General features: G+C 73.3%; 23 protein-coding genes, 1 tRNA gene and 1 pseudogene. 13 read left to right on the top strand and 12 right to left on the bottom strand.

The features are described 5' to 3' along the window. Positions 1–3 precede the first annotated feature (3 nt). From ACZ62B_RS01535 to fes, 6 genes and pseudogenes are all read right to left on the bottom strand, one after another. Positions 4–633, bottom strand: a pseudogene (locus ACZ62B_RS01535) (isochorismatase family protein); the annotation flags it as partial. A 13-nt stretch (positions 634–646) separates the two neighbouring features. Beyond that, entirely contained in the window at positions 647–2,287 is a 1,641-nt protein-coding gene (locus tag ACZ62B_RS01530; RefSeq protein ID WP_469689105.1) for a (2,3-dihydroxybenzoyl)adenylate synthase, read from the bottom strand. Further along, the gene (locus ACZ62B_RS01525; RefSeq protein ID WP_469689104.1) at positions 2,284–3,477 is read right to left on the bottom strand and encodes an isochorismate synthase; all 1,194 of its coding nucleotides are present in this window, start codon (positions 3,475–3,477) and stop codon (positions 2,284–2,286) included. The genes ACZ62B_RS01530 and ACZ62B_RS01525 overlap by 4 nt, the downstream gene beginning before the upstream one ends. A 38-nt stretch (positions 3,478–3,515) precedes the next feature. After that, positions 3,516–4,298 carry a 2,3-dihydro-2,3-dihydroxybenzoate dehydrogenase gene (locus ACZ62B_RS01520; protein WP_468728864.1) on the bottom strand — a complete coding sequence of 261 codons (783 nt, stop codon included), beginning with the start codon at positions 4,296–4,298 and terminating at the stop codon, positions 3,516–3,518. Then, the gene (locus ACZ62B_RS01515) at positions 4,295–5,281 is read right to left on the bottom strand and encodes an ABC transporter substrate-binding protein (RefSeq protein WP_469689103.1); all 987 of its coding nucleotides are present in this window, start codon (positions 5,279–5,281) and stop codon (positions 4,295–4,297) included. Before ACZ62B_RS01515 ends, ACZ62B_RS01520 begins: the two co-directional genes overlap by 4 nt. Positions 5,282–5,303: 22 nt before the next feature. Further along, on the bottom strand, positions 5,304–6,878 hold the full coding sequence (gene fes / locus ACZ62B_RS01510; RefSeq protein WP_469689102.1) for an enterochelin esterase: 1,575 nt from the start codon (positions 6,876–6,878) through the stop codon (positions 5,304–5,306). Positions 6,879–7,055: 177 nt separating this feature from the next. On the opposite strand from fes, the gene ACZ62B_RS01505 reads away from it, so the two are divergent. The 10 genes from ACZ62B_RS01505 (at position 7,056) to ACZ62B_RS01460 (ending at position 15,742) form a co-directional block, all read left to right on the top strand. Further along, the gene (locus ACZ62B_RS01505; protein WP_344560421.1) at positions 7,056–8,108 is read left to right on the top strand and encodes a FecCD family ABC transporter permease; all 1,053 of its coding nucleotides are present in this window, start codon (positions 7,056–7,058) and stop codon (positions 8,106–8,108) included. Next, positions 8,105–9,190 carry a FecCD family ABC transporter permease gene (locus ACZ62B_RS01500; protein WP_469689101.1) on the top strand — a complete coding sequence of 362 codons (1,086 nt, stop codon included), beginning with the start codon at positions 8,105–8,107 and terminating at the stop codon, positions 9,188–9,190. Before ACZ62B_RS01505 ends, ACZ62B_RS01500 begins: the two co-directional genes overlap by 4 nt. 349 nt (positions 9,191–9,539) lie before the next feature. Then, positions 9,540–10,127, top strand: coding sequence for a helix-turn-helix domain-containing protein (locus tag ACZ62B_RS01495; protein WP_344560423.1), 588 nt, complete (start codon positions 9,540–9,542; stop codon positions 10,125–10,127). Then, a complete protein-coding gene (locus ACZ62B_RS01490; protein ID WP_469689100.1) occupies positions 10,124–10,669 on the top strand; it encodes a GNAT family N-acetyltransferase in 546 nt (181 codons plus the stop codon). The genes ACZ62B_RS01495 and ACZ62B_RS01490 overlap by 4 nt, the downstream gene beginning before the upstream one ends. Positions 10,670–10,699: 30 nt before the next feature. Continuing rightward, entirely contained in the window at positions 10,700–11,086 is a 387-nt protein-coding gene (locus ACZ62B_RS01485) for an MmcQ/YjbR family DNA-binding protein (protein WP_468885968.1), read from the top strand. Between the two features lie 81 nt (positions 11,087–11,167). Beyond that, positions 11,168–11,241: transfer RNA gene (locus ACZ62B_RS01480), tRNA-Pro, on the top strand. A 254-nt stretch (positions 11,242–11,495) separates the two neighbouring features. Then, complete coding sequence (locus ACZ62B_RS01475) at positions 11,496–12,779, top strand: ABC transporter substrate-binding protein (RefSeq protein ID WP_344560426.1); 1,284 nt, start codon at positions 11,496–11,498, stop codon at positions 12,777–12,779. Between the two features lie 5 nt (positions 12,780–12,784). After that, positions 12,785–13,705 carry a carbohydrate ABC transporter permease gene (locus ACZ62B_RS01470; protein WP_344560427.1) on the top strand — a complete coding sequence of 307 codons (921 nt, stop codon included), beginning with the start codon at positions 12,785–12,787 and terminating at the stop codon, positions 13,703–13,705. Beyond that, positions 13,705–14,538, top strand: a complete 834-nt coding sequence (locus ACZ62B_RS01465; protein WP_344560428.1) for a carbohydrate ABC transporter permease — start codon at positions 13,705–13,707, stop codon at positions 14,536–14,538. Before ACZ62B_RS01470 ends, ACZ62B_RS01465 begins: the two co-directional genes overlap by 1 nt. Before the next feature lie 25 nt (positions 14,539–14,563). Next, a complete protein-coding gene (locus ACZ62B_RS01460) occupies positions 14,564–15,742 on the top strand; it encodes an ABC transporter ATP-binding protein (RefSeq protein ID WP_344560429.1) in 1,179 nt (392 codons plus the stop codon). A gap of 10 nt (positions 15,743–15,752) precedes the next feature. On the opposite strand, the gene ACZ62B_RS01455 is transcribed toward ACZ62B_RS01460, so the two are convergent. The 5 genes from ACZ62B_RS01455 to ACZ62B_RS01435 form a co-directional block, all read right to left on the bottom strand. After that, positions 15,753–16,280 (bottom strand): NUDIX hydrolase family protein, encoded by a 528-nt coding sequence (locus tag ACZ62B_RS01455; RefSeq protein WP_344560077.1) that lies wholly within the window; start codon positions 16,278–16,280, stop codon positions 15,753–15,755. 31 nt (positions 16,281–16,311) lie between these two features. After that, positions 16,312–17,124 carry an SAM-dependent methyltransferase gene (locus ACZ62B_RS01450; RefSeq protein ID WP_469689099.1) on the bottom strand — a complete coding sequence of 271 codons (813 nt, stop codon included), beginning with the start codon at positions 17,122–17,124 and terminating at the stop codon, positions 16,312–16,314. A gap of 116 nt (positions 17,125–17,240) precedes the next feature. Then, positions 17,241–17,897, bottom strand: a complete 657-nt coding sequence (locus tag ACZ62B_RS01445) for an HhH-GDP family DNA glycosylase (RefSeq protein ID WP_344560065.1) — start codon at positions 17,895–17,897, stop codon at positions 17,241–17,243. A 5-nt stretch (positions 17,898–17,902) separates the two neighbouring features. Then, entirely contained in the window at positions 17,903–18,235 is a 333-nt protein-coding gene (locus ACZ62B_RS01440; protein WP_073936883.1) for a DUF3140 domain-containing protein, read from the bottom strand. 40 nt (positions 18,236–18,275) lie between these two features. Further along, a complete protein-coding gene (locus ACZ62B_RS01435) occupies positions 18,276–18,758 on the bottom strand; it encodes a Dps family protein (RefSeq protein WP_344560064.1) in 483 nt (160 codons plus the stop codon). 417 nt (positions 18,759–19,175) lie between these two features. On the opposite strand from ACZ62B_RS01435, the gene ACZ62B_RS01430 reads away from it, so the two are divergent. Continuing rightward, complete coding sequence (locus ACZ62B_RS01430; protein WP_344560062.1) at positions 19,176–20,363, top strand: thiolase family protein; 1,188 nt, start codon at positions 19,176–19,178, stop codon at positions 20,361–20,363. A 75-nt stretch (positions 20,364–20,438) separates the two neighbouring features. Beyond that, a complete protein-coding gene (locus tag ACZ62B_RS01425) occupies positions 20,439–21,212 on the top strand; it encodes a sulfite exporter TauE/SafE family protein (RefSeq protein ID WP_468728966.1) in 774 nt (257 codons plus the stop codon). Here the strand turns inward: ACZ62B_RS01425 and ACZ62B_RS01420 are convergent. Beyond that, entirely contained in the window at positions 21,198–22,649 is a 1,452-nt protein-coding gene (locus ACZ62B_RS01420; protein ID WP_469689213.1) for a diacylglycerol/lipid kinase family protein, read from the bottom strand. The two genes, ACZ62B_RS01425 and ACZ62B_RS01420, sit on opposite strands and share 15 nt — an antisense overlap. Before the next feature lie 121 nt (positions 22,650–22,770). Here ACZ62B_RS01420 and ACZ62B_RS01415 point away from each other — a divergent pair, with 121 nt between their 5' ends. After that, positions 22,771–23,520 carry a cobalt-precorrin-6A reductase gene (locus tag ACZ62B_RS01415; protein ID WP_468885974.1) on the top strand — a complete coding sequence of 250 codons (750 nt, stop codon included), beginning with the start codon at positions 22,771–22,773 and terminating at the stop codon, positions 23,518–23,520. Positions 23,521–23,613 lie beyond the last annotated feature (93 nt).

Below are 23,613 nucleotides of genomic sequence, written 5' to 3'. Positions count from 1 at the left end.
CCGGATCTCCTCGAGGAGCGCGTCGGCGGTGGTCACGACGGCGCACCGGCCGGCCGCCCAGCGCAGCGCCAGGTCGTGGTCGTCGCGGGAGAAGTCGGCGACGGCGTCACCGACCACGAACGCCCGCACGTCCCGCATCCACGCGTCGGCGGCCGTCATCAGCACGCCGATGTGCGCGTACACGCCGGTGATCACCAGTTGGTCCCGGCCCTCGCGGCGCAGCAGCTCCGCCAGGTCGGTGCGGACGAAGGCGCTGTACTTCCACTTGGTGAGCACCGTGTCCCCGTCCGCGGGCGCCACCGCCTCGGGAACGGCCAGCGCCTCGGGGTCGTCGGCGGCGCCGGGGCCCCAGAAGTCGAGCTGGAGGCCGCGCTCCTCGGGTGTCTGGCCGCCGCGCTGGACGGAGTACACGACCGGCACACCGAGGCGCCGGTACGCCGTCAGCAGGCGGGCGGTGTTGGCGAGCATGCCGGTCAGCGGCTGTTCCCCGGCGGGGTAGGCAGACAGGAAGTGCCGCTGCAGGTCGTGCACGAGCAGCACGGCGCGATCCGGGTCCACGCGCCAGGGGACGCGGTTCGCGGGGAGTTCGTCCGGTGCCGGGAGCGGATAGGGGGTGATGGCGGGCAGGGTCATGGGGAGGGGCCTTTCAGTGCTTCTCGGGCTGCTCGGCGGCGGACCGCAGGTGTCTCTTGCTGACCTTGCCGACGCCGGTCCGCGGGAAGGCGCCGACGAACTCGACGAGGTCGGGGACCTTGTGGGCGGCGACGCCGTGCTCGCGCACGAACCGCTTGACCGCGGCCGGCCTCAGGGGCTCGGCGCCCTCGCGCAGGATCACGTAGGCGAGGGAGCGTTCGCCGAGGTACGCGTCGGGCACGGAGACCACCGACGCGTCGTGGACGGACGGATGGGCGAGCAGGATGTTCTCGATCTCCTCCGGCGCGATCTTCTCGCCGCCGCGGTTGATCTGGTCCTTGGCCCGCCCCTCCACCACCAGGTGCCCGGTCGGGGTGCGCCGCACGATGTCGCCGGTGCGGTAGAAGCCGTCCTCGGTGAAGGCCCGCCGGTCGTGCTCGGGGGCCCGCCAGTAACCGCGGATCGTGTACGGGCCGCGGGTCAGCAGATGCCCGGACTCCCCCTCGGGAACGTCCTCGTCGGCGTCGTCGACGACGCGGATCTCGTCGTCGGGGGAGATCGGCCGGCCCTGTGTGGTGACCACGGTCTCGGTGTCGTCGTCAAGACGTGTGTAGTTGACCAGTCCCTCGGCCATCCCGAACACCTGCGTCAGCCGGCAGCCCAGCGCGGGCTCCAGCCTGCGTGCCGCCCGCTCGCTGTACTTGGCGCCGCCGACGAGCACTAGCTCCAGGCTCGACAGGTCGTACGTGGATCCGGGCGCGGCATCGGTCCACACCAGGGCGAGCGGCGGGACCAGCCCGGTCATCGTGACGCGCTCGCGCTCGATCAGCCCGAACGCGGTGGCAGGGTCCGGCTCCGGGCACAGCACCACCGTGCCCCCGGCGTACAGCACACCCAGCCAACCCGGCGAACTCGCGGGGAAGTTGTGCGCGGCGGGCAGTACGACGAGGAAGCGGGTGTCCGCGTCCACGCCGCAGATCTCGTCGGAACCCCGCACCGAGTACAGGTAGTCGTCGTGCGTGCGCGGGATCAGCTTGGGCACGCCGGTCGTTCCGCCCGACAGCTGGAGGAAGGCCAGCTCGTGCGGCGCGGGCCCGTCGAACGGGTCGGACGGCTCGCACTCCACCTCGGCCAGCGCGGTGTGTCCGCCGGGATCACCGGCCACGAACACGTGCTTCAGGCCGGGTGTCCGCTCGCGCACGCGCGAGGCGAGCACGCGGTGGTCGTAGCCGTCGTGCACGTCCGGGACGACGTACGCCACGGCCTCGGTGAAGGAGCAGAAGTGGGAGATCTCCGTCTCCCGGTGGGCCGGCAGCGCGTACACCGGCAGCGCGCCGATGCGCAGCAGCGCGAAGACCACCTCGAAGAACTCGCCGATGTTGGGCAGTTGGACGACGACCCGGTCGCCCTTGCCGATGCCGCGCGCCAGGAACCCGGCGGCCAGTCGGTCGGCCCGCTCGTCCAGTTGCCGGTACGTCCAGGTACGGCGTCCGGGTGCCGGGTCGACCAGGGCGATCCGGTCGGGATGGGCGGTGGCGCGTTCGCGCAGCACGCCGCCGATCGTCTCGCCGCGCCAGTGACCCGCCGCGCGGTAGCGCCCGGCGAACTCCGCGGGCCAGGTGGGGGAGTCCGCCCCCGGGGTGAGGGCGTTCACAGGGCGGCTCCCACGGCGTGCAGGAACGTACGGAACTTGGCGGCCGTCTCCGCCGTCTCGGCCTCGGGCGTCGAGGCGGCCACCACCCCGGCGCCGGCGAACAGCCGCAGGGTGCGGCCCTCGGCCTCGGCGCAGCGGATGGTCACGACCCACTCGCCGTCGCCGTCGGCGTCCTGCCAGCCGACCATGCCGGTGTACGGGCCGCGGTCGAAGGGCTCCGACTCGGCGATCACGGCGCGGGCCGTGCCGGCCGGCGTCCCGCACACCGCCGGTGTGGGGTGCAGCGCCGAGGCCAGGTCGAGCGCGGTGACGTCCGGGTCGGCGACCTCGCCGGTGACCGTGGTGGACAGGTGCCACAGGGCGGCGGTGCGCACCAGCGTGGGCCGTTCGGGCACCTCCAGCGAGCGGCACAGCGGGGCGAGCGCCTCGCGTACGGCGGCCACGACGACGGCGTGCTCGTGCAGGTCCTTCCCGGACTCCAGGAGCGCGGCAGCGTGCCGGACGTCCTCGGCGAGGTCGTCGCTGCGCGGCGCGGACCCGGCCAGCGGGTTGGCCGTCAGCCGGCCGCCCCGCCGGGCGACGAGCAGTTCGGGGCTGGCGCCGATCAGCGTACGGCCCGGACCGCTGGGCACGGCGAAGGTGTAGCCGGCCGGATCCCGGCGGGCCAGCCGGCGCAGCATGGCCGGCAGGTCCGGCTCACGGGCGGACGTCAGCTCCAGCGTGCGGGCGAGGACGACCTTGTCGAACTCCCCGGCCCGCATCCGCGCGACCGCGGCGGCCACCGCCTCGCCGTACCGCTCCGGCGCCGGCACCTCCCGCACCCGCCAGTCGGCCCGGTCGCCGTCGTGCGGCACGGGCAGGGCGATCAGCGGGTCCTCGCGCAGCGGCGGCGCCCAGCGCACCTGTCCGGGGACGGCCAGTGCGGCCGGCGCGTCCGGGGCGAAGGGCAGTGCGCCCACGGCCACCGGCGGCGGGGCGCCCGGTCGGCGCAGCGCGTCCAGCACCTCCCGCACCCGCAGGGCGGGCGGACGCGAATCGTGGGGCACCACGGCCGCGGTGCCGCGTCCGAGCAGGGTTCCGAGCGGGGTGGCGAGGAAGCGGTCGGCGGTGGGGCGGTAGGCCTCCAGCAGGGCGGTCGCCGCGCCGGGGGAGACCGTCGCGGCGGTGGGTTCGTCGAGGGAAAGGGGCATGGCTGTCTCCAGTGGGGGAGGCGTGGAGCGGGGCGGGGTCAGGCCCGCAGGGTGGCGCCGCCGTCGACGTACAGGTCGTGCATCGTGATGTGCCGGGCGCGGTCGGAGGCGAGGAAGACCACCGCGTCGGCGATGTCGGCGGGCTCGGCGATCCGGCCGAGCGGAATGCCCGTGCGGTACGCCGCCGGGTCCCCGTCGATCACGCGCCGGGCGGCGGCCGTCTCGTCGCCGTCCGGCCACAGGGCGCGCTGCATGTCGGTGAGCGTGGAGCCGGGGGAGACGGTGTTGCAGCGCACGCCCCGTCCGGCCAGTTCGAGGCCCAGGCACTTGGTGAACATCACGGCGGCGGCCTTCGAGGCGGCGTACGCGGACAGGCCCGCGCGGGGGACGCCGGCCGCGTTGGAGGCGACGGTGACGACGCAGCCGCTTCCGCGGCCGGCCATGTGACGGGCGACGGCGCGCGAGACGTGGAACACGCCGGTGGTGTTGACCGCGAACGTGGCGGCCCAGTCCTCGTCGGTCAGGTCCACGGCATCCGAGGGGCGCAGGATGCCGGCGACGTTGACGGCGATGTCCAGCGGTCCGAGACCGTCCTCCACCTCGTCCACCAGGGTCCGTACGGCGGTGGCGTCGGTGACGTCGAGGGGGCGCGCGGTCACCCGGTCCCCGTACCGGCCGGCGAGCGCGGTGACGCCGTCGGCCGCGAGGTCGGTGGCGACGACGCGGGCGCCCTCCTCGACGAGCGCGGTGACGACCGCCGCGCCGATGCCCCGGCCCGCCCCCGTCACGAGGGCGAGCCTGCCGCCGAGTCCGGCGGTCATGAGGTGAGGGCCTTCGTCAGGTCGTCCAGCACGATCCGTGCGGCGAGCGGGCCGCCGGCGCTGTTCCAGGCGGAGCCCTGCACCACCACGACGTGCCCGGCCCGCTCGGCCTCCAGCTCACCGAAGTTGGGCACCCTCTTCGCCTCGGCGTACGCCTTCTCGCCGTCGGCCTTGTCGCCGAGGGTGCCGAGGAACAGCCAGTCGCCGTCGACGGTGGACAGCTTCTCCAGGCTGACCGGCTCGCTGTGGCCGGTGCCGACGCCCTGCTGGTCCTTCGGCCGGTCCAGGCCCAGGGCGGTCAGGGTGGAGCCCACGTGGCCCACGCCGCGGCCGACGACGGAGGGCGCCTTGTTCTGCCAGCGGATCACGCTGACGACCGTGCCCGCGTTGTCGCCCAACTTCCCCTTGGCCGCGGTCACGTCGGCGTCGAAGCCGGTGAGGAGCTTCTCGGCCTGCGCCTTCTTGTTCAGGGCGTCGGCCGTGGCGGTGAACGCCTTCTTCCAGTCCTCGTTGAGCTTGGCGGTGACGACGGTCGGGGCTATGGACTCCAGTTTGGCGATCTCGCGCTTCGCCCCCGTGGTCTCGTCGAGCAGGATCAGGTCCGGCCGGAGCGCGGCCACCTTCTCCAGGTCGGCCTCGGCGACGGTGGCGACGACCTGCGCCTCGCCGGCCTTGTCGGCCAGGTAGGTGGACACGCCCTGCTGGCCGCGGCCCGCGGTGGTGCCGACCGGCTCGACGCCGAGGGCGAGGGCGGCGTCCAGGGTGGGCTCGCTCAGCGCGACGACCTTCTCGGGGGCGGCCGGTACGTCGACCTCGCGGCCCGTGGCGTCCGTGATCTGGCGGGTGCCGGACTCCTTGCCGCCCGCGGCGGCGGTGTCGTCGCCGTCGCCGTCACCGCCGCAGCCGGTCAGGAGCAGCGCTCCCGCCACGACGGCTGCGGCGGACGCCAGGACGGTTCTGCGGGGGGCACGTACGGAGGACATGTGAGTGGAACTCCTCGGAAGGTCAGGGAGGGGACAGGGGGGAGACGGGACGTGCGGGGGCCGGGCCCGGCGGGTTACGGGGGGTCCCGGTGTTGGTGCTGGGCGGGGGTGGGTCGCGCTGCCCGGCGTTTGCGGGGTGCCGTCGCGCCCACCCGTGCCGCCCTGGGGGTACCTCCCAGGCCCTTGAGGCACTGGGGGAGGCACGACTGCCCGCGGGAGCGGCGGGAGCGGCGGTGTGGGTGCTCGCGGGAGTGGTGCGGGGGTCCGTGGGAGTGGTGGTGCCGTGCAGCAGACGGACCAGGCCGTCGGCCAGGGCGCCGTGCCAGCAGGCGTGGTCGTGGCCGCCGTTGTACGTGTCGTAGGTGGCTCGGTGGCCCGTCGAGCGCAGCACGTCGTACAGGGCGCGGTGGTGGTCGACCGTCACCCCCTCGTGCAGACCCACGTCCAGATGGACCGTCACCGGCCGTGCGGGGGCGGAGGCGTAGCGCCCGGCGAGCCACGGCGTGCCGTACACCGCCGGTTTGGCGCCGGCCGGCGCCGGCAGCCCCGGACGCCACCACAGGGAGGCCGACTGGGCCAGCACGTTGCCGAACCGTTCGGGGCGCAGGAGCGCCGCGTACAGCGCGGTCACCCCGCCGAGGCTCTGCCCGGCGACCACGGTCCGGCGCGGGTCCGTGGTCAGCGGCCAGCGGCCCGCCGCCCAGGGCAGCAACTCATCGGCCAGGAAGGCGACGAACGGCTCCCGGCCGCCGAGGTCGCGCCAGCGGGTGCGCCGGTCCACGGCGTCCGGCGCCACCACGACCAGGGGCGGCAGCGCCCCGTCGGCGATCAGCGCGTCGAGCGTGTCGCCGAAACCCATCCGCCCGAACCACATGTCGCCGTCGCACATCACGGCCACCGGCAGCGGGGCGCCCGTCCGGTCCGGGCCGGGCGGCAGATAGACCCACACGTCCCGGTCACCGACCGGGGCCGCGCCCGCCACACGGTGCCGCTCCACATGTCCGGCCGGCACATGGCCCCGCCGCCCGGCCCACGGCTGGGGCGGGGCACCGGGCAGGGCGAAGACCGAACTGCCGGCCGGCCGCCAACGGGCGGGGACGGACAGCCGGCCGCGCGGGTCGGCCGCGGCGTGCGCGGTCAGCGACCGCAGCCGCTGCTGGAGGCCGTCCGGACCCGAAGCGGGCTCCTTCGGCGAGAGGTCCGCGGCCAGCCGGTACGAGCCGCGGTGGTCGGCGCGCAGCCGCAGCCCCAGGTGCCACACGTCGGTACCGGGCACCCGCTCCAGCAGCGAACCGGCCAGCCGGTCGCGGTCGGTGAGGCGGTTGGCGGACAACAGCACCCGCCGGGTGGCCCGGTGACCCCGCCACAGGAACGTGACCGCGCGGTGGCCGGGACGGCCGTCCAGGGCCTCCACCAGGGGAGTGCCCCGCTCCTCCACCTCGTTCCAGAACGCGTCCGCCAGGGCCGTGCGCCGTGGCGCGTCGGCCCCTTCGACCTCGTCCAGGAGGCGTGCGACGCGTGGACCGGTGACCCGGACCGGACGGACGTCGTCCGGCACGGCGGCACCGCGCCGTCGGGCAGTGGGGAGGGTGGTCATCGGGTTCTCCGTCAACCGCTGGTCGGAGGGCAGGCGCGCCCATGAACTGTCAACGAAATCGTCAACAGCTGCACTTAGGTTAGCCTAAGCTAAGAACATGATCCTCGGAACGCCTGCCCCACACATGGGCCGTTCGGCCCCTGTCCGCGGACGCGGCCCCGCCGCGACGGTCGTCTCATGAGTGCCACGACGGTCCCGGCGCCACCGGACGGAACCCGCCCCGCGAACCGGCCCCGTACCCGGTCGGCAGCCCGCTCGGCGAGCCTGCCGATCGGCCTGTTCCTGCTCGCGGCGGCGGTCGCCCTGTCCCTGGCCGTCGGCACCGAACGGATCCCCCTCGACCAGGTCTGGACGGCCCTGTTCGCCCCGTCCGGGACCGAGCACGACGCGATCGTCCGGGACCTGCGACTGCCCCGCACCCTCATCGGCGCCGCCGTGGGCGCCGCCCTCGGTCTCGGCGGCGCCGTCATGCAGACGCTGACCCGCAACCCGCTGGCCGACCCCGGACTGCTCGGTGTGAACGCGGGCGCCTCGGCCGCGGTCGTCACCGCGATCGGCGTCCTCGGCATCACCTCGTTCACCGGACACCTGTGGTTCGCGCTCGCCGGAGCCGCCCTCGCCGCCACCGGCGTCCACGCCCTGGGCGGTGGCCGGCACGCCACGCCGGTCCGGCTCACCCTGGCCGGAACCGCCGTCAACGCGGCCCTGTTCGGCTACGTCAGCGGGCTCCAGCTCTGGCACCTCAGCACCCTCGACGAGATGCGCCACTGGTCCGTCGGGACCCTGGCCAAACGCGACGTGTCCCTGCTGCTGACCGTGGCGCCGCTGCTCGCGGCCGGCGCCCTGCTCGCCTTCGCCCTCGCCCGGCCGCTCGGGGCCGTCGCCCTCGGCGAGGACCAGGCCCGCGCCCTCGGCACCCGGGTCCGGCGCGTGCGGGTGCTCTCCGTCGTCTCCGTCGCCCTGCTGTGCGGCGGGGCAACCGCCCTGTGCGGGCCGATCGGCTTCGTCGGCCTGATGGTCCCGCACGCCGCGCGGGCGTTCTGCGGCCCCGACCCGCGCCGGCTCATGCCGTTCTGCGCGCTGTACGCGCCGGTGCTGCTGCTCGTCTCCGACGTCATCGGCCGGGTCCTCGTGCCGCCGTCGGAGATCGAGGTCGGCACGGTCAGCGCCTTCCTCGGCGGTCTCGTCTTCATCCATCTGGTACGGCAGCGGAAGGTGGGCCGACTGTGAGCCTCGCGCAGGACGGAGGAGTCCGGCCCCGCGTCCGCGTCCGCGTCCGCGTCCGGCACGGCCTGCTGCGCACGGGCCGCTGGTCGCTGCGGTACGACACCCGCGCCCTGCTGGTGTGCGCGGCGCTCGCCCTCCTGACGGCCGGCACCGCGGTGCTCGCCCTCGGCACCGGGAGCTACGGACTGTCCCCGGCCGAAGTGGTGCGCACGCTCCTCGGGGACGGGCCGCCGGGCGCCGACTTCGTGGTGCTCGGTCTGCGCCTGCCGCGCGCCCTGGTGGCCGCGCTGGTCGGCTTCGGCATGGGCACGGCGGGCGCGGTGTTCCAGTCACTGACCCGCAACCCGCTCGGCAGCCCGGACGTCATCGGCTTCGGCAACGGCGCCTCGGCCGGGGCACTGGTCGCGATCATCGTCCTCGACACGGGTGCCGCGCAGACCGCGGCCGGCGCAGTCTGCGGAGGCCTCGCCACCGCCGCCGCCGTCTACCTGCTGGCCTGGCGGCGCGGCGTGCACGGCTACCGGCTGGTCCTCGTCGGCATCGGCGCCTCCGCCGTGCTCGGCGCGGCCACCAGCTTCCTGTACGTCCGCGCGGACATCGGCAAGGCGGCCCAGGCGGCGAGCTGGATGATCGGCTCCCTCAACGCCCGCGACTGGACCGACGTGCGCGTCGCGGCGCTCGGACCGCTGGTCCTGCTCCCGGTCGTCCTGGTGCACGCGCGGCGGCTGACGATGCTGGAGATGGGCGACGACACCGCCGCCGCGCTCGGGGTGCCGCCCGAGCGCAGCCGCCTGGTCCTGCTCGCCGCCGGTACGGGACTCACGGCGATGGCCGTCGCGGCGGCCGGCCCGATCCCGTTCGTGGCGATGGCGGCCCCCCAGCTGGCACGCCGCGTGACCCGGGCCGCGGGGCCGAACGTGCTGCCCGCCGGATGGACGGGGGCGCTCCTGGTGACCGCCGCCGACCTGGTCACCCAGCGGCTGACCGGCTCGGCACTGCTGCCGGTCGGCGTGCTCACCGGTGTGGCCGGCGGCGCCTATCTGGCGTGGCTGCTGCGCGGTGAGCGCCGCGGCGCCCGGCTGTGAAACACCCGCGTGACCACAACTCGCCGGTCCGGTTTGCCGTACTGCGAGTAACAAGATCAAAGTTGATGTGTGCGCCTCAGGCAACCAGTCGAGGCGGCCCCCATCCCCTTGCGGCGCCCGTGATCCGTGGTGCCCGGACGACCTTCAGGAAGTCGAATGCAACCGTCGTACGACAGCCTCGAGCAGGCCCGCCAGGACTACGAGCAGCACCTTCGGAGCTGCCGTCAATGCGGTGCGGACGGCGCACAGTGCCCCGTGGCCAAGCATCTGAGGCGGCTCCACAACAACCTCGCCAGAGCCGGCCGGTGACCACTCCCCTCCATCTCTGATACGGGATAGAATCCCACATGTGAAACATGATGAGACCGGGGACGCCTCCCCGGACCCTGTCGACGTCCGGCTCGGCGGGCGCCTGGCCGAGCTGCGGAGCGAGCGCGGCTGGTCGCTCGGAGAGCTGGCGGAGCGCAGCGGGATCAGCCGGTCCACCCTGTCCAGGGCCGAGCGCGCGGAGACCAGTCCCACCGCCTCCCTGCTCAACCGGCTGTGCGCCGTCTACGGGCGGACCATGTCCCAACTGCTCAGCGAGATCGAGGCGGAGCCCGCGCCGCTGGTGCGGGCCGCCGACCAGCCGGTGTGGGAGGACAGGGCCTCCGGTTTCGTCCGCCGGTCCGTGTCCCCGCCGCACGGCGGGCTGCGCGGTGAACTCGTCGAGGGCCGGCTCGACGCCGGTGCGGACATCACCTACGACCGGCCGCCCGTACCCGGTCTGGAGCAGCACATCTGGGTCCTGGAAGGGGCCCTCGCCGTGACGGACCGGGACGTCGAGCACCGTCTCGGCGACGGCGACTGCCTCAGACTCCGCGTCTGGGGCCCCACCCGGTTCCGCTGCCCCGGCCCCGAGGGCGTGCGCTACGTACTGGCGGTGGTGCGACCGTGAACATCGTCCGGCTGGACGCGGCCCACCTGGCCGACCTGACCCCGTCCTTGGCCGAACTGCTCGCCGACACGGTGGACGGCGGCGCCTCCGTCGGCTTCCTGGCCCCGCTCGACCGCGCGGAGGCGGCCGGCTGGTGGAAGGAGCGGTCCGCGGCCGTCACCGAGGGCCGGCTCGCGGTGTGGGCGGCGTACGAGGGACCCGGAAGGGCGCTGGGCACCGTGAGCCTCGCCCTCCCCGACAAGCCCAACAGCGCCCACCGCGCGGAACTGGTGAAGCTGATGGTGCACCGCGCGGCCCGTGGCCGGGGCCTCGGACGGCGGCTGCTGACCGTCGCGGAGGAGGCGGCCGCCGCGCGGGGCTTCACCCTGCTGCACCTGGACACCGAGACCGGCAGCCCGGCCGAGCGTCTCTACCGCTCCTCGGGCTGGACCCCCGTCGGCACCATTCCCGACTACGCGGCGGACCCCGCCGGGGTGCTGCGGCCGACGACGATCTACTACAAGCGTCCTGGAGCGGGCCTCGTACCGCCCGCAACCGGGTGAGTGTCAGTGCCGGCCGCTACGGTGCCTGCCATGCCGGATGCCGAAGACGTACGACGGATCGCCCTGTCCCTGCCGGACACCACGGAGAAGGTCGCCTGGAACATGCCCACGTTCCGGGTCGCGGGGAAGATGTTCGCCACCCTGCCCGAGGACGAGACCTCCATCGCCGTGCGCTGCCCCAAGGAGGAGCGCGACGAACTGGCCCTCGCCGAACCGGAGAAGTTCTGGATCGCCGGCCACGAGGCGCAGTTCGCCTGGGTCAGGGTCCGCCTCGCCGCCCTGGAGGACGAGGGCGAGCTGCGCGACATCCTCGCCGACTCCTGGCGCCAGGCGGCCCCGCCCCGGCTCGTCGAGGCGCACCCCCGGCTGGGCCTGCCGCCCGAGGAGGCGCACTCCGGGAAGAGCCCGCGGCCGTAAACGGGTGCGCGATCACCGCCCGGAGTGCGGTATGGTTTCCGTGCGCGTTCAACCGGGGGAATCCCCAGGTCAGACGGGCAACGGGACGTGGCGCAGCTTGGTAGCGCACTTGACTGGGGGTCAAGGGGTCGCAGGTTCAAATCCTGTCGTCCCGACTTGCCGAACAGCGGGTCGGAGGCCGTATCGGGGATACCCGGTACGGCCTTTTCGTCATTTCTCCGCACAATGATTGAGCCGGTCCCCGGCAGTCGCGCCTGGACCGAACCGGCCCCCGCGCATCGGGCGCCACGGGTGAGTCATTGATGGATGTCCTTGATGTCGCCCTATGTCCTGTTTAACGTTCGCCGGGTAGGCGCCGCCGCGGGGTCGGACACCCGCGCCGCGATCCCGGAAGCGAGGTGTGGAGCGCGTGCACGCGAGGCGCGGACGTACCGGAGGACCGCGACGGACGCGGGCGCTGGTCGCGCTGACCCTGCTGGCATCGACGCTCGCCGCCTGCGGCGGTGACGAGGACACCTCCCGGCCCACCCTCGACTGGTACAACTTCCCCGACGACTCCGGCGCCCTGCAGCAGGCCGCCGACCGCTGCACCCGGGCGTCCGGCGGCCGTTACCGCATCAGCTACCACAAACTGCCCCGCGCCGCCGACGGCCAGCGCCAGCAACTGGTGCGCAGGCTCGCCGCCGAGGACGACTCCCTCGACATCCTGGGCCTCGACGTCACCTGGGCCGCCGAGTTCGCCGAGGCCCGCTGGATCCGGGAGTGGACCGGCGAGACGAAACGCCGGGCCACCGAGGGCACGCTCCGCGTCCCCCTGCAGACCGCCACCTGGAAGGGCAAGCTGTACGCCGTCCCGTACAACACCAACGTCCAGCTCCTGTGGTACCGCGAGGACCTGGTGCCCACCCCGCCGAAGACCTGGTCCGAGATGCTGAACATGTCCCGCGAGCTCGCCCGGCGGGGCGAACCGCACTACGTGGAGATCCAGGGCGCCCAGTACGAGGGCCTGACCGTCTGGTTCAACTCCCTGGTCAACAGCGCGGGCGGCTCCATCCTCGACCCGAGCGCCACCGAGCCCTCCCTCGGCCCGCCCGCCGTACGGGCCGCCTCGATCATGCGCGACCTCGCGAACTCCCCGGCCGCCGACCCCTCCCTGCCCAACCAGATGGAGGACCAGAACCGCCTGGCCATGGAGTCCGGCGTCGCGGCCTTCGAACTCAACTACCCGTTCGTCTATCCGTCGATGAGAAGCAACAACCCGCGGCTGTTCGAGGACTTCCGCTGGGCGCCCTACCCCCGCGTCGACGCCGACCGTCCCTCCCGCCCCACCGTCGGCGGCATCGACCTCGCCGTCAGCGCCTACTCCCGCCACCCCGGCCTGGCCTTCGAGGCGGCCCTGTGCCTGCGGAACCGGGAGAACCAGCTCACCGCCGCGCTGGAGGGCGGACTCCCGCCCACCCTGCGCGCCCTCTACGACGACCCCGCCTTCATGAAGCAGTACCCCTTCTCCGAGGAGGTCCTGTCCTCCCTGGAGAGGGCGAGCGTACGGCCGCTCACCCCCGCCTACCAGAACGTGTCGATCACCGTCTCCCACACCCTGTCCCCGCCGTCGGAGATCGAGCCCGAGAGCGCGGTCGACACCATCGGGGAACAGATCGGCCAGGCCCTGCGATCCGAGGGCGTGATCCCGTGAGCACCATGGCAGAGCCGACGAAGGACAAGGCGAAGGGCGGGAAGCCCCTCTCCGCCGGCGCCAGGCAGGAGCGCCGACTGGGCTGGCTGCTGTGCGCACCGGCCGTCCTCGTCATGGTCGCCGTGACCGCCTACCCCATCGGCTACGCGGTCTACCTGTCCCTCCAGCGCTACGACCTGCGCTTCCCGGCACGCGCCGAGTTCGTGGGCCTGAGCAACTACGGCGCGGTGCTGTCCTCACCGTTCTGGTGGGACGCCTTCTGGGTCACGGTGTTCCTCACCGTCGTGTCCGTGGCCATCGAGCTCGTCCTCGGCATGGGCCTCGCCCTGGTGATGCACCGCACGCTCTTCGCGCGCGGCACGGTGCGCACCGCGGTCCTCGTCCCGTACGGCATCGTCACCGTCGTCGCCGCCTTCTCCTGGCAGTACGCCTGGACCCCCGAACTCGGCTACCTCGCCGAGCTGCTGCCCAGCGGCGACGCCCCGCTCACCGAGCAGTGGCCCGCGCTGTGGCTGATCGTCCTCGCCGAGGTGTGGAAGACCACCCCGTTCATGGCGCTGCTCCTGCTGGCCGGCCTCGCCCTCGTCCCCGAGGAGACCCTCAAGGCGGCCATGGTCGACGGCGCCACCCCCTGGCAGCGGTTCACCAAGGTCACGCTGCCGCTGATGAAACCCGCCATCCTGGTCGCCCTGCTCTTCCGCACCCTGGACGCCTTCCGGATCTTCGACAACATCTACGTCCTGACCTCGGGCGCCCACGGCACCGGCTCCCTGTCCATCCTCGGCTACGACAACCTGTTCACCGCGCTGAACCTGGGCATCGGGTCGGCGATCTCGGTCCTGATCTTCCTCTGCGTCGGGATCATCGCCTTCACCTTCGTCAAGCTGTTCGGCGCCGCCGCACCGGGCGCGGAGGTGAAACGCTGATGGCCGCCGCGGGCACCTCGCACGCCACCCGGTGGGGCTTCGTCAACGTCGTGGTGGTGCTGTACGCCCTGTTCCCGGTGTGGTGGATCGCCGCACTGTCGTTCAAGGACCCCGGCACCCTCACCGACGGCAACTACATCCCGAGGGACTGGACCTTCGAGAACTACCGGGGCATCTTCGCGACCTCCGAGTTCACCCGGGCGCTGATCAACTCGATCGGCATCGCCCTGATCGCCACCGTGATCGCGGTGATCCTCGGCACCATGGCCGCCTACGCCGTGGCCCGGCTGCGGTTCCCCGGCAAGCAGCTCCTCATCGGCATGTCGCTGCTCATCGCCATGTTCCCGCCGATCTCCCTGGTCTCCCCCTTGTTCGACATCGAGCGGATCATCGGGATCTTCGACACCTGGCCCGGGCTGATCATCCCGTACATGACCTTCTCGCTGCCGCTGGCGATCTACACCCTGTCGGCGTTCTTCCGGGAGATCCCCTGGGACCTGGAGAAGGCCGCCAAGGTGGACGGGGCCACACCCGCGCAGGCCTTCCGGCTGGTCATCGTGCCGCTCGCCGCGCCCGGCGTGTTCACCACCGCCATCCTCGTCTTCATCTTCTGCTGGAACGACTTCCTGTTCGCGATCTCGCTGACCTCCACCGAGTCCGCGCGCACGGTCCCCGCCGCGATCGCGTTCTTCACCGGCAGCTCGCAGTTCCAGCAGCCCACCGGGTCGATCGCCGCCGCCGCCGTGGTGATCACCGTCCCGATCATCATCTTCGTCCTGCTCTTCCAGCGGCGGATCGTCGCCGGACTGACCTCCGGGGCGGTCAAGGGATGAGCGTGAAGGCAAGGAGGCGCCGCCCATGGCCGAGATCGTCCTAGAGGGAGTCACCAAGCGCTATCCCGACGGCTCCCTCGCCGTGCGGGAGGTGGACCTCGACATCGCCGACGGCGAGTTCGTGATCCTGGTCGGCCCGTCCGGCTGCGGCAAGTCGACCACCCTGAACATGATCGCCGGGCTGGAGGACATCACCGAGGGCACCCTGCGCATCGGCGGCCGGGTCGTCAACGACCTCGCCCCCAAGGAGCGCGACGTCGCCATGGTGTTCCAGAGCTACGCCCTGTACCCGCACATGAGCGTGCGGGAGAACATGGGCTTCCCGCTGCGGCTGGCCAAGGTGGACAAGGCCGTCATCGACAGCAAGGTCGAGGAGGCCGCCCGGGTGCTCGACCTGGGCGAGTTCCTGGACCGCAAGCCCGCCAACCTCTCGGGCGGACAGCGCCAGCGGGTGGCGATGGGGCGGGCGATCGTCCGCGATCCCAAGGCGTTCCTCATGGACGAGCCGCTGTCCAACCTGGACGCCAAGCTCCGGGTGCAGATGCGCACCCAGATCTCCCGGCTGCAGCGCCGCCTGGGCACCACCACCGTGTACGTCACCCACGACCAGACCGAGGCGATGACGCTCGGCGACCGGGTCGTGGTGATGCGGCAGGGCCTGGTCCAGCAGGTCGGCACCCCCGCCCGGCTCTACGACATGCCGCGCAACCTGTTCGTCGCGGGCTTCATCGGCTCCCCGGCGATGAACTTCGTGGGCGCCTCCCTGTCCGGCGGCGTCCTGCGCACCCCGCTGGGCGATCTGCCGCTCGACGACCGCACGCGCCGGGTGCTGGAACGGCGGGACGCGCCGCGCGAGGTGATCGTCGGGCTGCGCCCCGAGGCCTTCGAGGACGCGAGCCTGGCGCGTGAGACGGGCGGCCCCGTCGTCACCGCCACCGTGGACGTGCTGGAGTCGCTGGGCTCCGACGCGTACGTCTACTTCAGCGCGGAGGGCGGTCCGGTGACCACCGCCGAACTGGAGGAACTCGCCACGGACTCGGGCGCGCGCGACACCGGGGCCCGGGGAGCCCAGCAGATCGTGGCCCGGCTGAACGCCGCCACCCGGGCCCGCGAGGGCGCCCCCGTCGAACTCCGGGTCGACATGGGCAAGGCCCATGTCTTCGACCCGTCGACCGGCACCAACCTCACCCACGCGGAAAGCTAGCGCCCCCGCGTCAGATCACGCAGCCCGCGTGGGCCAGGGCCTGCTTCAGCAGCACCCCGTGACCGCCCGGCATCTCGCTCTGCACCGCCTGCGACACGGCCTCCTGCGGGCTGAACCACACCAGGTCGAGGGCGTCCTGCCGGGGCCGGCAGTCACCCGTCACCGGCACGATGTACGCCAGCGACACCGCGTGCTGACGGGGATCGTGGAAGGGGGTGATGCCCTGCGTGGGGAAGTACTCCGCGACCGTGAACGGCTGGAGCGACGCCGGGACGCGGGGCAGCGCCACCGGGCCGAGGTCCTTCTCCAGGTGGCGCAGCAGGGCGTCCCGGACCCGTTCGTGGTGCAGCACCCTGCCGGAGACCAGAGTCCGGCTGACCGTTCCGTCGGGCCCGATGCGCAGCAGCAGACCGACGCTGGTGACTTCACCGCTGTCGTCGACGCGCACGGGCACGGCCTCGACGTACAGGATCGGCATCTGGGCGCGTGCCATCTCCAGTTCGTCGGAGGACAGCCAGCCCGGCGTGGTTTCGGTCATGTCAGACATTGCTTGATCATACTTTCAGCGGTCAGGGCTTCACGGCCACCGCGCCGTACTGCGGCACCGCGACGGCGGAGTCGGAGGCGGCGTGCCACTGCGAGCAGGACACCAGACCGGGCTCCACCAGTTCAAGACCCTCGAAGAACGCGGTGATGTCCGCGGCGCTCCGGGCGGTGATCGGGGGAGTGGCGTTCGCGTTCCAGAACTCCATGGCCGGAACCTGCAGTTCGCCGCCGACCTCGGGGTCGAACGTGGGGTGGGTGAGGGCCAGGAAGCTGCCGGAGGGCACCGCCGCCATGACCCGGCGGGCGATCTCCCGGGCCTTGTCGGTGTCGAGCACGAAGTTGAGGATCCCCAGCATCATCACCGCGACGGGCCGCGTGAGGTCCAGGGTCTTGGCGGCGCGTTCCAGTATGGCGTCCGGGTCGTGCACGTCGGCGTCTATGTAGTCGGTGGCGCCCTCGCGCGTGCCGGTCAGCAGGGTGCGGGCGTGGACGAGCACGATCGGGTCGTTGTCGACGTAGACGATCCGCGAGTCCGGCGCGATCCGCTGCGCGATCTCGTGGGTGTTGTCCGCCGTCGGCAGGCCGGTGCCGATGTCGAGGAACTGCCGCACACCGCGCTCGCGGGTCAGATACGTCACCGCCCGGCCCAGGAAGTCCCGGTCCGCGCGGGCTACGTCCCGGACCACCGGGTTGATCGAGGCGACGTGGTCGCCGACCCGCTGGTCGACCTCGTAGTTGTCCTTGCCGCCGATCCAGTAGTTCCACACGCGCGCGTTGTGCGCCACACCGGTGTTCAGCCTCGCCGAGCCGCTCGGCGGGGTGTGGCTCTCACTCACGGTCTCTCCCTCTCCCTCGCCCGTACGGCCGTGATCGGGCCGCCGCGGCCATTGTGCCGCGTGGTGATCACGTTGTCCCGCGAACGGGGGAGTGGAAAAGCCCTGTTGACGCAGGGTCACGGGGCGTCGGCCCGGCGCAACGAGTCCTCGGCCACGTGCTCGTCGATCGCCGCGCGGACCAAAGCCGCCGCCAGGACGGCCGGTTCGGTACGCCCAGCGAGGGCGAGGAGCCGGTCAGGGTCCTGCGGCAGTCCCAACCGCCGTGCGCCTTCGAGGGCCTTGGCGTCCAGCAGCGGTGCCGCCTCCGGCCAGACCCGCTGGACCTCGCGCAGGAAGATGTCGGCACCGGCCGGACCCACACCGGGGAACTCCCGCAGCAGACGGCGCAGTTCACCGATGTCGCCGTCCGCCTCCTCGCGGAGCCCGCGCAGGTCTCCGCCCCAGCGCTCGGTCAGCAGCTCGGCCCCGTCGCCCAGTTGGGTCGCGGTGCGCTCGTCGTAGCGCCGGTAGCCGCCCCGGCCGAGCGCGTCCACCCGTTCCTGCCAGCCGGCCCGGGCCATGCGGCGGGGATCGCGCAGCCCCGCCTCGTACAGGGCACGGGCGGAGGCCACGGCGATCGACCCCTTGATGCGGGCGCTGAGCAGATGGGCCAGCACCAGCAGTCGGTACAGCGGCTGCGGGGTGTCCTTCAGCCCGATGCCGGCCTCCTCCGCGTACGTCCGGCCGTGCGCGTCGACGAGGGCACGGACCACCCGCTCGTCCCGGCCGGCCACGGCGGCTACGGCTTGAGCGGGTCGTGGCCGAGCGTCATCAGACGGTGCCGGCGAGGGGTGTCCTCGGCCACGGGCTCGTTCTCCAGGTCCGTCTGCGCCGTGACGGTGTCCACGACCTCCTCCATCACCCGCAGATCGTCCTCGGTGAGGTCGGTGCGGCGTTTCTGGAGGATGGCGAGGACGTGCTGTCCCGTCTCGCTGCCCGCCCGGTCCGGCAGCGGCTCGGTCGTCTCGTCGGCGTCACTCACCCGCAGCCAGGCCGCCAGTTCCGCCGAGGTCATGTTCACCACGCGGTGGAAGTCGTCCCACAGCGCGTCCATCTCGAGGGCGTCGCTCATGATGTGCCCCTTACGTGCGTGTGCTTCGGTGCCGTGACGGTCAGGACTCGCCGGGGAAGTTCTCCGCCTCGAACATCCAGCGCTGCTTCTCCAGTTCCGCGGTGATCGAGATCAGCAGGTCCTGGGTGACCAGGTCCGCCTTCTCGGTGGCGTCGATGCGTTCGCGCAGGCGCGTGACGGCCGCGCCGAGCGCCTCCGTCATCACCTCCACGGCCCGGGAGTCGCGCAGCCAGCCTTCGTCCGGGGCCGGCAGCGAGAAGACCTTGGCGATGGTCTCCGGGCGGCCGTCCGGCGGCACGCCGAGCGCCGCGGCCCGTTCCGCCACCGTGTCGGCGTGGGTGCGTGCGGCGGAGACCACCTCGTCCAGCTGGAGGTGGATGGAACGGAACCGCGGACCCACGACGTTCCAGTGCGCCTGCTTCCCGATCAGCGACAGCCCGAGCAGGTCCACCAGGGTGTCCTGGAGGGCCTCGCAGGAAACCCGGCGGGCCTCGTCGGGCAGGGTGCTCCTCACAACGGTCATGGGGTGCTGTTCCTCCTTCTCGAATCGTCCGTGGTCCGACGGAGCGGTGCCTCGCGCTCGTCCTCGCCGGTGCCGCCCCGGAAGCCCGGGGCCGGACCGCTGTCGGGCGCGAAGCCGGGACACCGCGGGGTCACCCGGCGCCGCGCGCGGACGCGCCCGGCGGCGAGGTCCCGCAACGCCGGCCCCGTCGAGCCGACGGGGAAGAACGGCTCCGGGTCCTCTCCCGCACGGGCCGCGCTCCGCAACCACTCCATGAACGCGCGGGTGCCCCTGGCCCCCGGGCGCAAACCCGGCCCGTGGCCGGTGGGGAGCTTCCCAGGGAGCGGCCCGGCGGTCTATAGTCAAAAACTAGCGGTGCTAATTAAGAGTAGTCGCCGACCCACAGCACAGCCACCGGCATCGGTCAGGAGTCCCCTCGTGCGTCCCGTCCACTTCGCGGCCGCCCGCCGCACCCCCATCGGCAAACTGCGCGGAGCCCTCTCCACCGTACGGCCCGACGACCTCGCCGCCGCCGTGATCCGCGGCCTGGTCGCCGACGTGCCCGAGCTGGACCCGGCCCGCGTCGACGACGTCTACTGGGGCGCCGCCAACCAGGCAGGCGAGGACAACCGCAACGTCGCCCGCATGGCCGCGCTGCTCGCCGGGCTCCCCGAGTCCGTGCCGGGCGCCACGGTCAACCGGCTGTGCGCCTCCGGCCTCGAGGCCGTCACCACCGCCGCCCGCGCCATCGCGGCCGGCGAGGCCGACATCGTCATCGCCGGCGGCTCCGAGTCGATGAGCCGCGCCCCGTTCGTCCTGCCCCGCCCCGACGAGGCCCTCCCGCACCGCATGGAGACCGCCGACACCCGCCTCGGCTGGCGACTGGTCAACCCCGCGATGAAGGACCTGCACGGGGTGCTGGCCATGGGCGAGACGGCCGAGGAGGTCGCCGCCCGGTACGGCATCCCGCGCGAACGCCAGGACGAGTTCGCCCTGCGCAGCCACCAGCGTGCCGCCGACGCCCGCAAGAACGGTCACTTCGACGACGAACTCCTGCCCGTGACCCGCCCGGACGGGGTGGTCGTCGACACCGACGAGTGCGTCCGCGAGGACACCTCCCTCGAGAAGCTGGCCCGGCTGAAGCCGGTGTTCCGCGCGGGCGGTTCGGTCACCGCGGGCAACGCCTCCCCGATGAACGACGGCGCCGCCGGCCTGATCCTGGTCAGCGAGGAGGCCCTGAACGAGCTGGGCCTGGAGTCGCTCGGCCGCTACGTCGCCGGCGCCTCCGCCGGCGTCCACCCGGACGTCATGGGCATCGGCCCCGTCCCCGCCACCCGCAAGGTGCTCGCCCGCGCCGACTGGGCGATCGGCGACCTCCAGGAGGCCGAGTTCAACGAGGCGTTCGCGGCACAGGCCCTGGCCTGCGTCGACCAGCTCGGCATCGACCCCGGCCTGGTCAACCCCAGCGGCGGCGCCATCGCGCTCGGCCACCCGCTGGGCTGCTCCGGCGCCCGCATCCTCACCACCCTGCTGCACCGCATGCGCCGCACCGGCGCCGAACGCGGCCTTGCGACCATGTGCGTGGGCGTGGGGCAGGGCAGCGCGGTGCTGGTCGAGAGGCACTGACCAGCGCCCCGGGCGCCGTCGGGCGAGACGCTCCTCACCGGCGTCGATTGCCTGCGCATAGCATCTGTTCTCGCAATGAACATGATGACGCTCTGGCACCTCAACGGCTGGGAATTCGCCGCGCTCGCCTTCGCGGCCCTGCTCGTCGGTTTCTCCAAGACCGCCGTCAGCGGGGCCAACACGGTCAGTCTCGCCATCTTCGCCGCCATGCTGCCCGCCAAGGCCTCCACCGGCGTCCTGCTGCCCATCCTGATCGCCGGGGACGTGCTCGCCGTCCTCACCTACCGCCGGCACGCCCACTGGCCCACGCTGTGGCGGCTGTTCCCGGCGGTCGCGGCGGGCGTCGTCGCCGGGACCCTGTTCCTGGTGTGGGCGGACGACGGGCTCGTACGGATCTCCATCGGGGCGATCCTGCTGCTGATGGCCGGGGTGACGGTGTGGCGGCGGCGGACGGCCGACGCGGAGAAGGAGCCCGACGGGGTCACCACCCGCGCCGGCCGCGCCAAGGCCCGCTCCTACGGCGTCCTCGGCGGCTTCACCACCATGGTCGCCAACGCGGGCGGCCCGGTGATGTCGATGTACCTGCTCTCCGCGGGCTTCCGAAAGCTCGGCTTCCTGGGCACATCGGCGTTCTTCTTCCTGATCGTCAACACCTCCAAGCTGCCCTTCAGCGCCGGTCTCGGCCTGATCGACGCCGACTCGCTCCTCCTCGACGCGGCGCTCGTGCTGTTCGTGGTGCCCGGCGCGCTCCTCGGCAGATGGGCGGTGGACAGGATCAACCAGCGGCTCTTCGAACGGCTGGTGATCGCGGCGACGGTGGTGGGCGGTGTCCAGCTACTGGTGCCCTGAGCGGGGCCCGGCCGGCTCGTTCCGCCCGTCCGGACCGGCCGGACCGGCGTGCGGTCCGGCCGGCGGCCGCGGTCCGTGGGGTGCCTCGTACGGGCGGTGGAGCCGGCTCGGCGCGGCGGTACGGCCGACCGTCGCCGCCAGCTTGCGCAGCCGCCGCCAGTCCAGTCGCGGCGGGGCCTGTGTGACGCCGGGCCGCCTGCGCGGGACCCGGACGCGCAGCGCGCCGGGTGCGATGCGGCAGTGGACGGGGGCGGGCAGGATCATGGCCTCCCCGTCGACCCCGGCCTCGATCTCCGCGCGGTCCGCCTCGACGACGACCTCGGTGGCGGTCAGGATGGTGAGCCCGCTCGGCTCGGGGTTCAGCAGCAGGGCGGCGGCGCTGATGGCGCCCTCCAGCTTCACTCCGAGGACGCCGAGCGCGGCGGAGTCGAGCCGTTCCCGCCGCCCGAGGCCGAAGGGGTCGCCGGTGCGGTACGGGTTGTTGCTGACCAGCACGGCCTGCGGCGCGGTGAGCGTCGTGCCTCCCGCGCGGGCGACCAGCCGGGGCCCCTGCTGACCGGTGAGCAGGTCGGGCAGCATCTCCAGGCTGGTGCCTATCTTGTCGTCGCGGTAGGCGGGGCTCTGCACGATCGCCGCGTACGCGCCGAAGGAGGCGTTGTTCACGAACGGCTGCTCACCCGCGAAACCCAGGTCGACACGGAGCTCGACGCCGTCCGTGAGCGCGTCGAGACAGGCGGCCGGGTCGCCGCGGTCGAGACCGAGGTCCAGGGCGAAGTGATTGCGTGTCCCGGCGCTGATGACGAGGAACGGGATGTCGTGCTCCGCGGCCACGGCCGCCACCAGCGCCTGGGTGCCGTCGCCGCCGGCGGCGCCCAGCAGATCCGCGCCGTCCGCGACGGCGGCCCGGGCCAGCGCGGTGACGTCGTGCTGCCTGCCGGGTTCGAGCAGTACCACCCGGGCGCCCAGGCGCTCCGCCTTCTCCCGCAGCCGGAACCGGCCCACCTTGCCGCCGCCCGACCGGGGATTCATGATCAGCACCGGCCGCCGGGGCGGCGGCAGCCGCCGCTCCCGCACTTGGGCCTGCCCGCCGCCCGTGCCGCGCAGGGCGAACCGTCCGCTCCACACCGCCAGCCCCCACAGGGCCAGGGACACCGGCAGCGACCAGAACAGGGTCACGGCGAACAGGGCGATCAGCCCGGCCGGCACGCACACGGCGACCAGCGCGGACACCCACCGCAGCGGGCCCCGCAGGGTCAGCGTCCACCACACGGCGGCCGCGCTGAGCCCCATTCCCGCGATCCCGCACACCAGCAGCAGCAGACCGCGCAGCCCGCCGTAGACGAGGGGGGTCGACACCGCGAGCGCGGCGGCGGTCAGCGCCCCCCGCGCCGCCCATCGCTGGGCGTGATAGCCCCGCCTGCTCCAGTCCACGGCCATGCTTCCTCCAGTCACCCGGCGTCATCGTAGGGCGTGTGGGCACGTGTGTGCGGCCGGATGCCGATCTTCGTCGGGCGGGCCGGTGCCGGTCGCGGCGTCCGGGCCTCGTACCCTCGGCACCATGTCCCCCCACGTCCTGGTCCTCGGCGGCACCACCGAGGCACGCGCACTGGCCGGCGAGCTGTCCGGCCGCCCCGGCCTCAGGGTGACCACCTCCCTCGCCGGACGCGTGACCCGGCCGGGCGCGGTCGCCGGCGAACTGCGCGTCGGCGGTTTCGGTGGTGCGGAGGGGCTGGCGGACTGGCTGCGCGAGCGGCGCGTGGACGCGGTGGTCGACGCCACGCACCCCTTCGCGGAGACCATCACGGCGAACGCGGCACGGGCCGCGACCGCCACCGGGCTGCCCCTGGTGGTCCTGCGCCGCCCCGGCTGGCAGCCGGACCCGCGCGACGACTGGCACCCGGTCCCGTCACTGGCGGCGGCGGCCGGCCTGCTGCCCCGGCTCGGACATCGGGTCCTCCTCACCACCGGCCGCCTCGGCCTCGCGGCCTTCGCCCACCTGACGGACCTGCGCTTCGTCGTCCGGTCGGTAGAGCCCCCCGAGCCGCCCATGCCGCCGCACACGCGCGTGCTGCTGGCCCGCGGCCCCTTCACCGTGGCCGACGAGACGGCCCTCCTGCGCGACCACCGCGTCGACGTACTGGTGACCAAGGACAGCGGCGGCGCGGCGACCGCCGCCAAACTCACCGCGGCCCGCGACCTCGCCCTCCCGGTCGTCGTCGTACGCCGCCCGCCCCTGCCGGACGGGGTGACAGCGGTCCCCGACGTGCCGACGGCCCTGCGCCGACTGGACGCTCTCGTTCGGCCTTGAGCCGCCGTCGTGCACCGCCCGCCTCCACCGTGCGGCGTGACCGCCGTCGACGGCGTCCCGGGGCCCCGCGCCGGCCGTGACCGGCGGCCCGGC

Source organism: Streptomyces sp. NPDC053426, assembly GCF_055585405.1.
Note: the sequence above shows the minus strand (reverse complement) of the source record. Positions and strands in the feature narration are given on the sequence as shown.

What these genes read in the sequence shown, in the direction of transcription:
- ACZ62B_RS01455 (WP_344560077.1), bottom strand. Translation starts at nt 16,280, where the DNA reads ATGACCGAAACCACGCCGGGCTGGCTGTCCTCCGACGAACTGGAGATG.
- ACZ62B_RS01420 (WP_469689213.1), bottom strand. Translation starts at nt 22,649, where the DNA reads ATGGCCGTGGACTGGAGCAGGCGGGGCTATCACGCCCAGCGATGGGCG.
- ACZ62B_RS01460 (WP_344560429.1), top strand. Translation starts at nt 14,564, where the DNA reads ATGGCCGAGATCGTCCTAGAGGGAGTCACCAAGCGCTATCCCGACGGC.
- ACZ62B_RS01415 (WP_468885974.1), top strand. Translation starts at nt 22,771, where the DNA reads ATGTCCCCCCACGTCCTGGTCCTCGGCGGCACCACCGAGGCACGCGCA.
- ACZ62B_RS01435 (WP_344560064.1), bottom strand. Translation starts at nt 18,758, where the DNA reads ATGACCGTTGTGAGGAGCACCCTGCCCGACGAGGCCCGCCGGGTTTCC.
- fes (WP_469689102.1), bottom strand. Translation starts at nt 6,878, where the DNA reads ATGACCACCCTCCCCACTGCCCGACGGCGCGGTGCCGCCGTGCCGGAC.
- ACZ62B_RS01465 (WP_344560428.1), top strand. Translation starts at nt 13,705, where the DNA reads ATGGCCGCCGCGGGCACCTCGCACGCCACCCGGTGGGGCTTCGTCAAC.
- ACZ62B_RS01485 (WP_468885968.1), top strand. Translation starts at nt 10,700, where the DNA reads ATGCCGGATGCCGAAGACGTACGACGGATCGCCCTGTCCCTGCCGGAC.
- ACZ62B_RS01505 (WP_344560421.1), top strand. Translation starts at nt 7,056, where the DNA reads ATGAGTGCCACGACGGTCCCGGCGCCACCGGACGGAACCCGCCCCGCG.
- ACZ62B_RS01425 (WP_468728966.1), top strand. Translation starts at nt 20,439, where the DNA reads ATGAACATGATGACGCTCTGGCACCTCAACGGCTGGGAATTCGCCGCG.
- ACZ62B_RS01520 (WP_468728864.1), bottom strand. Translation starts at nt 4,298, where the DNA reads ATGACCGCCGGACTCGGCGGCAGGCTCGCCCTCGTGACGGGGGCGGGC.
- ACZ62B_RS01470 (WP_344560427.1), top strand. Translation starts at nt 12,785, where the DNA reads ATGGCAGAGCCGACGAAGGACAAGGCGAAGGGCGGGAAGCCCCTCTCC.
- ACZ62B_RS01515 (WP_469689103.1), bottom strand. Translation starts at nt 5,281, where the DNA reads ATGTCCTCCGTACGTGCCCCCCGCAGAACCGTCCTGGCGTCCGCCGCA.
- ACZ62B_RS01525 (WP_469689104.1), bottom strand. Translation starts at nt 3,477, where the DNA reads ATGCCCCTTTCCCTCGACGAACCCACCGCCGCGACGGTCTCCCCCGGC.
- ACZ62B_RS01440 (WP_073936883.1), bottom strand. Translation starts at nt 18,235, where the DNA reads ATGAGCGACGCCCTCGAGATGGACGCGCTGTGGGACGACTTCCACCGC.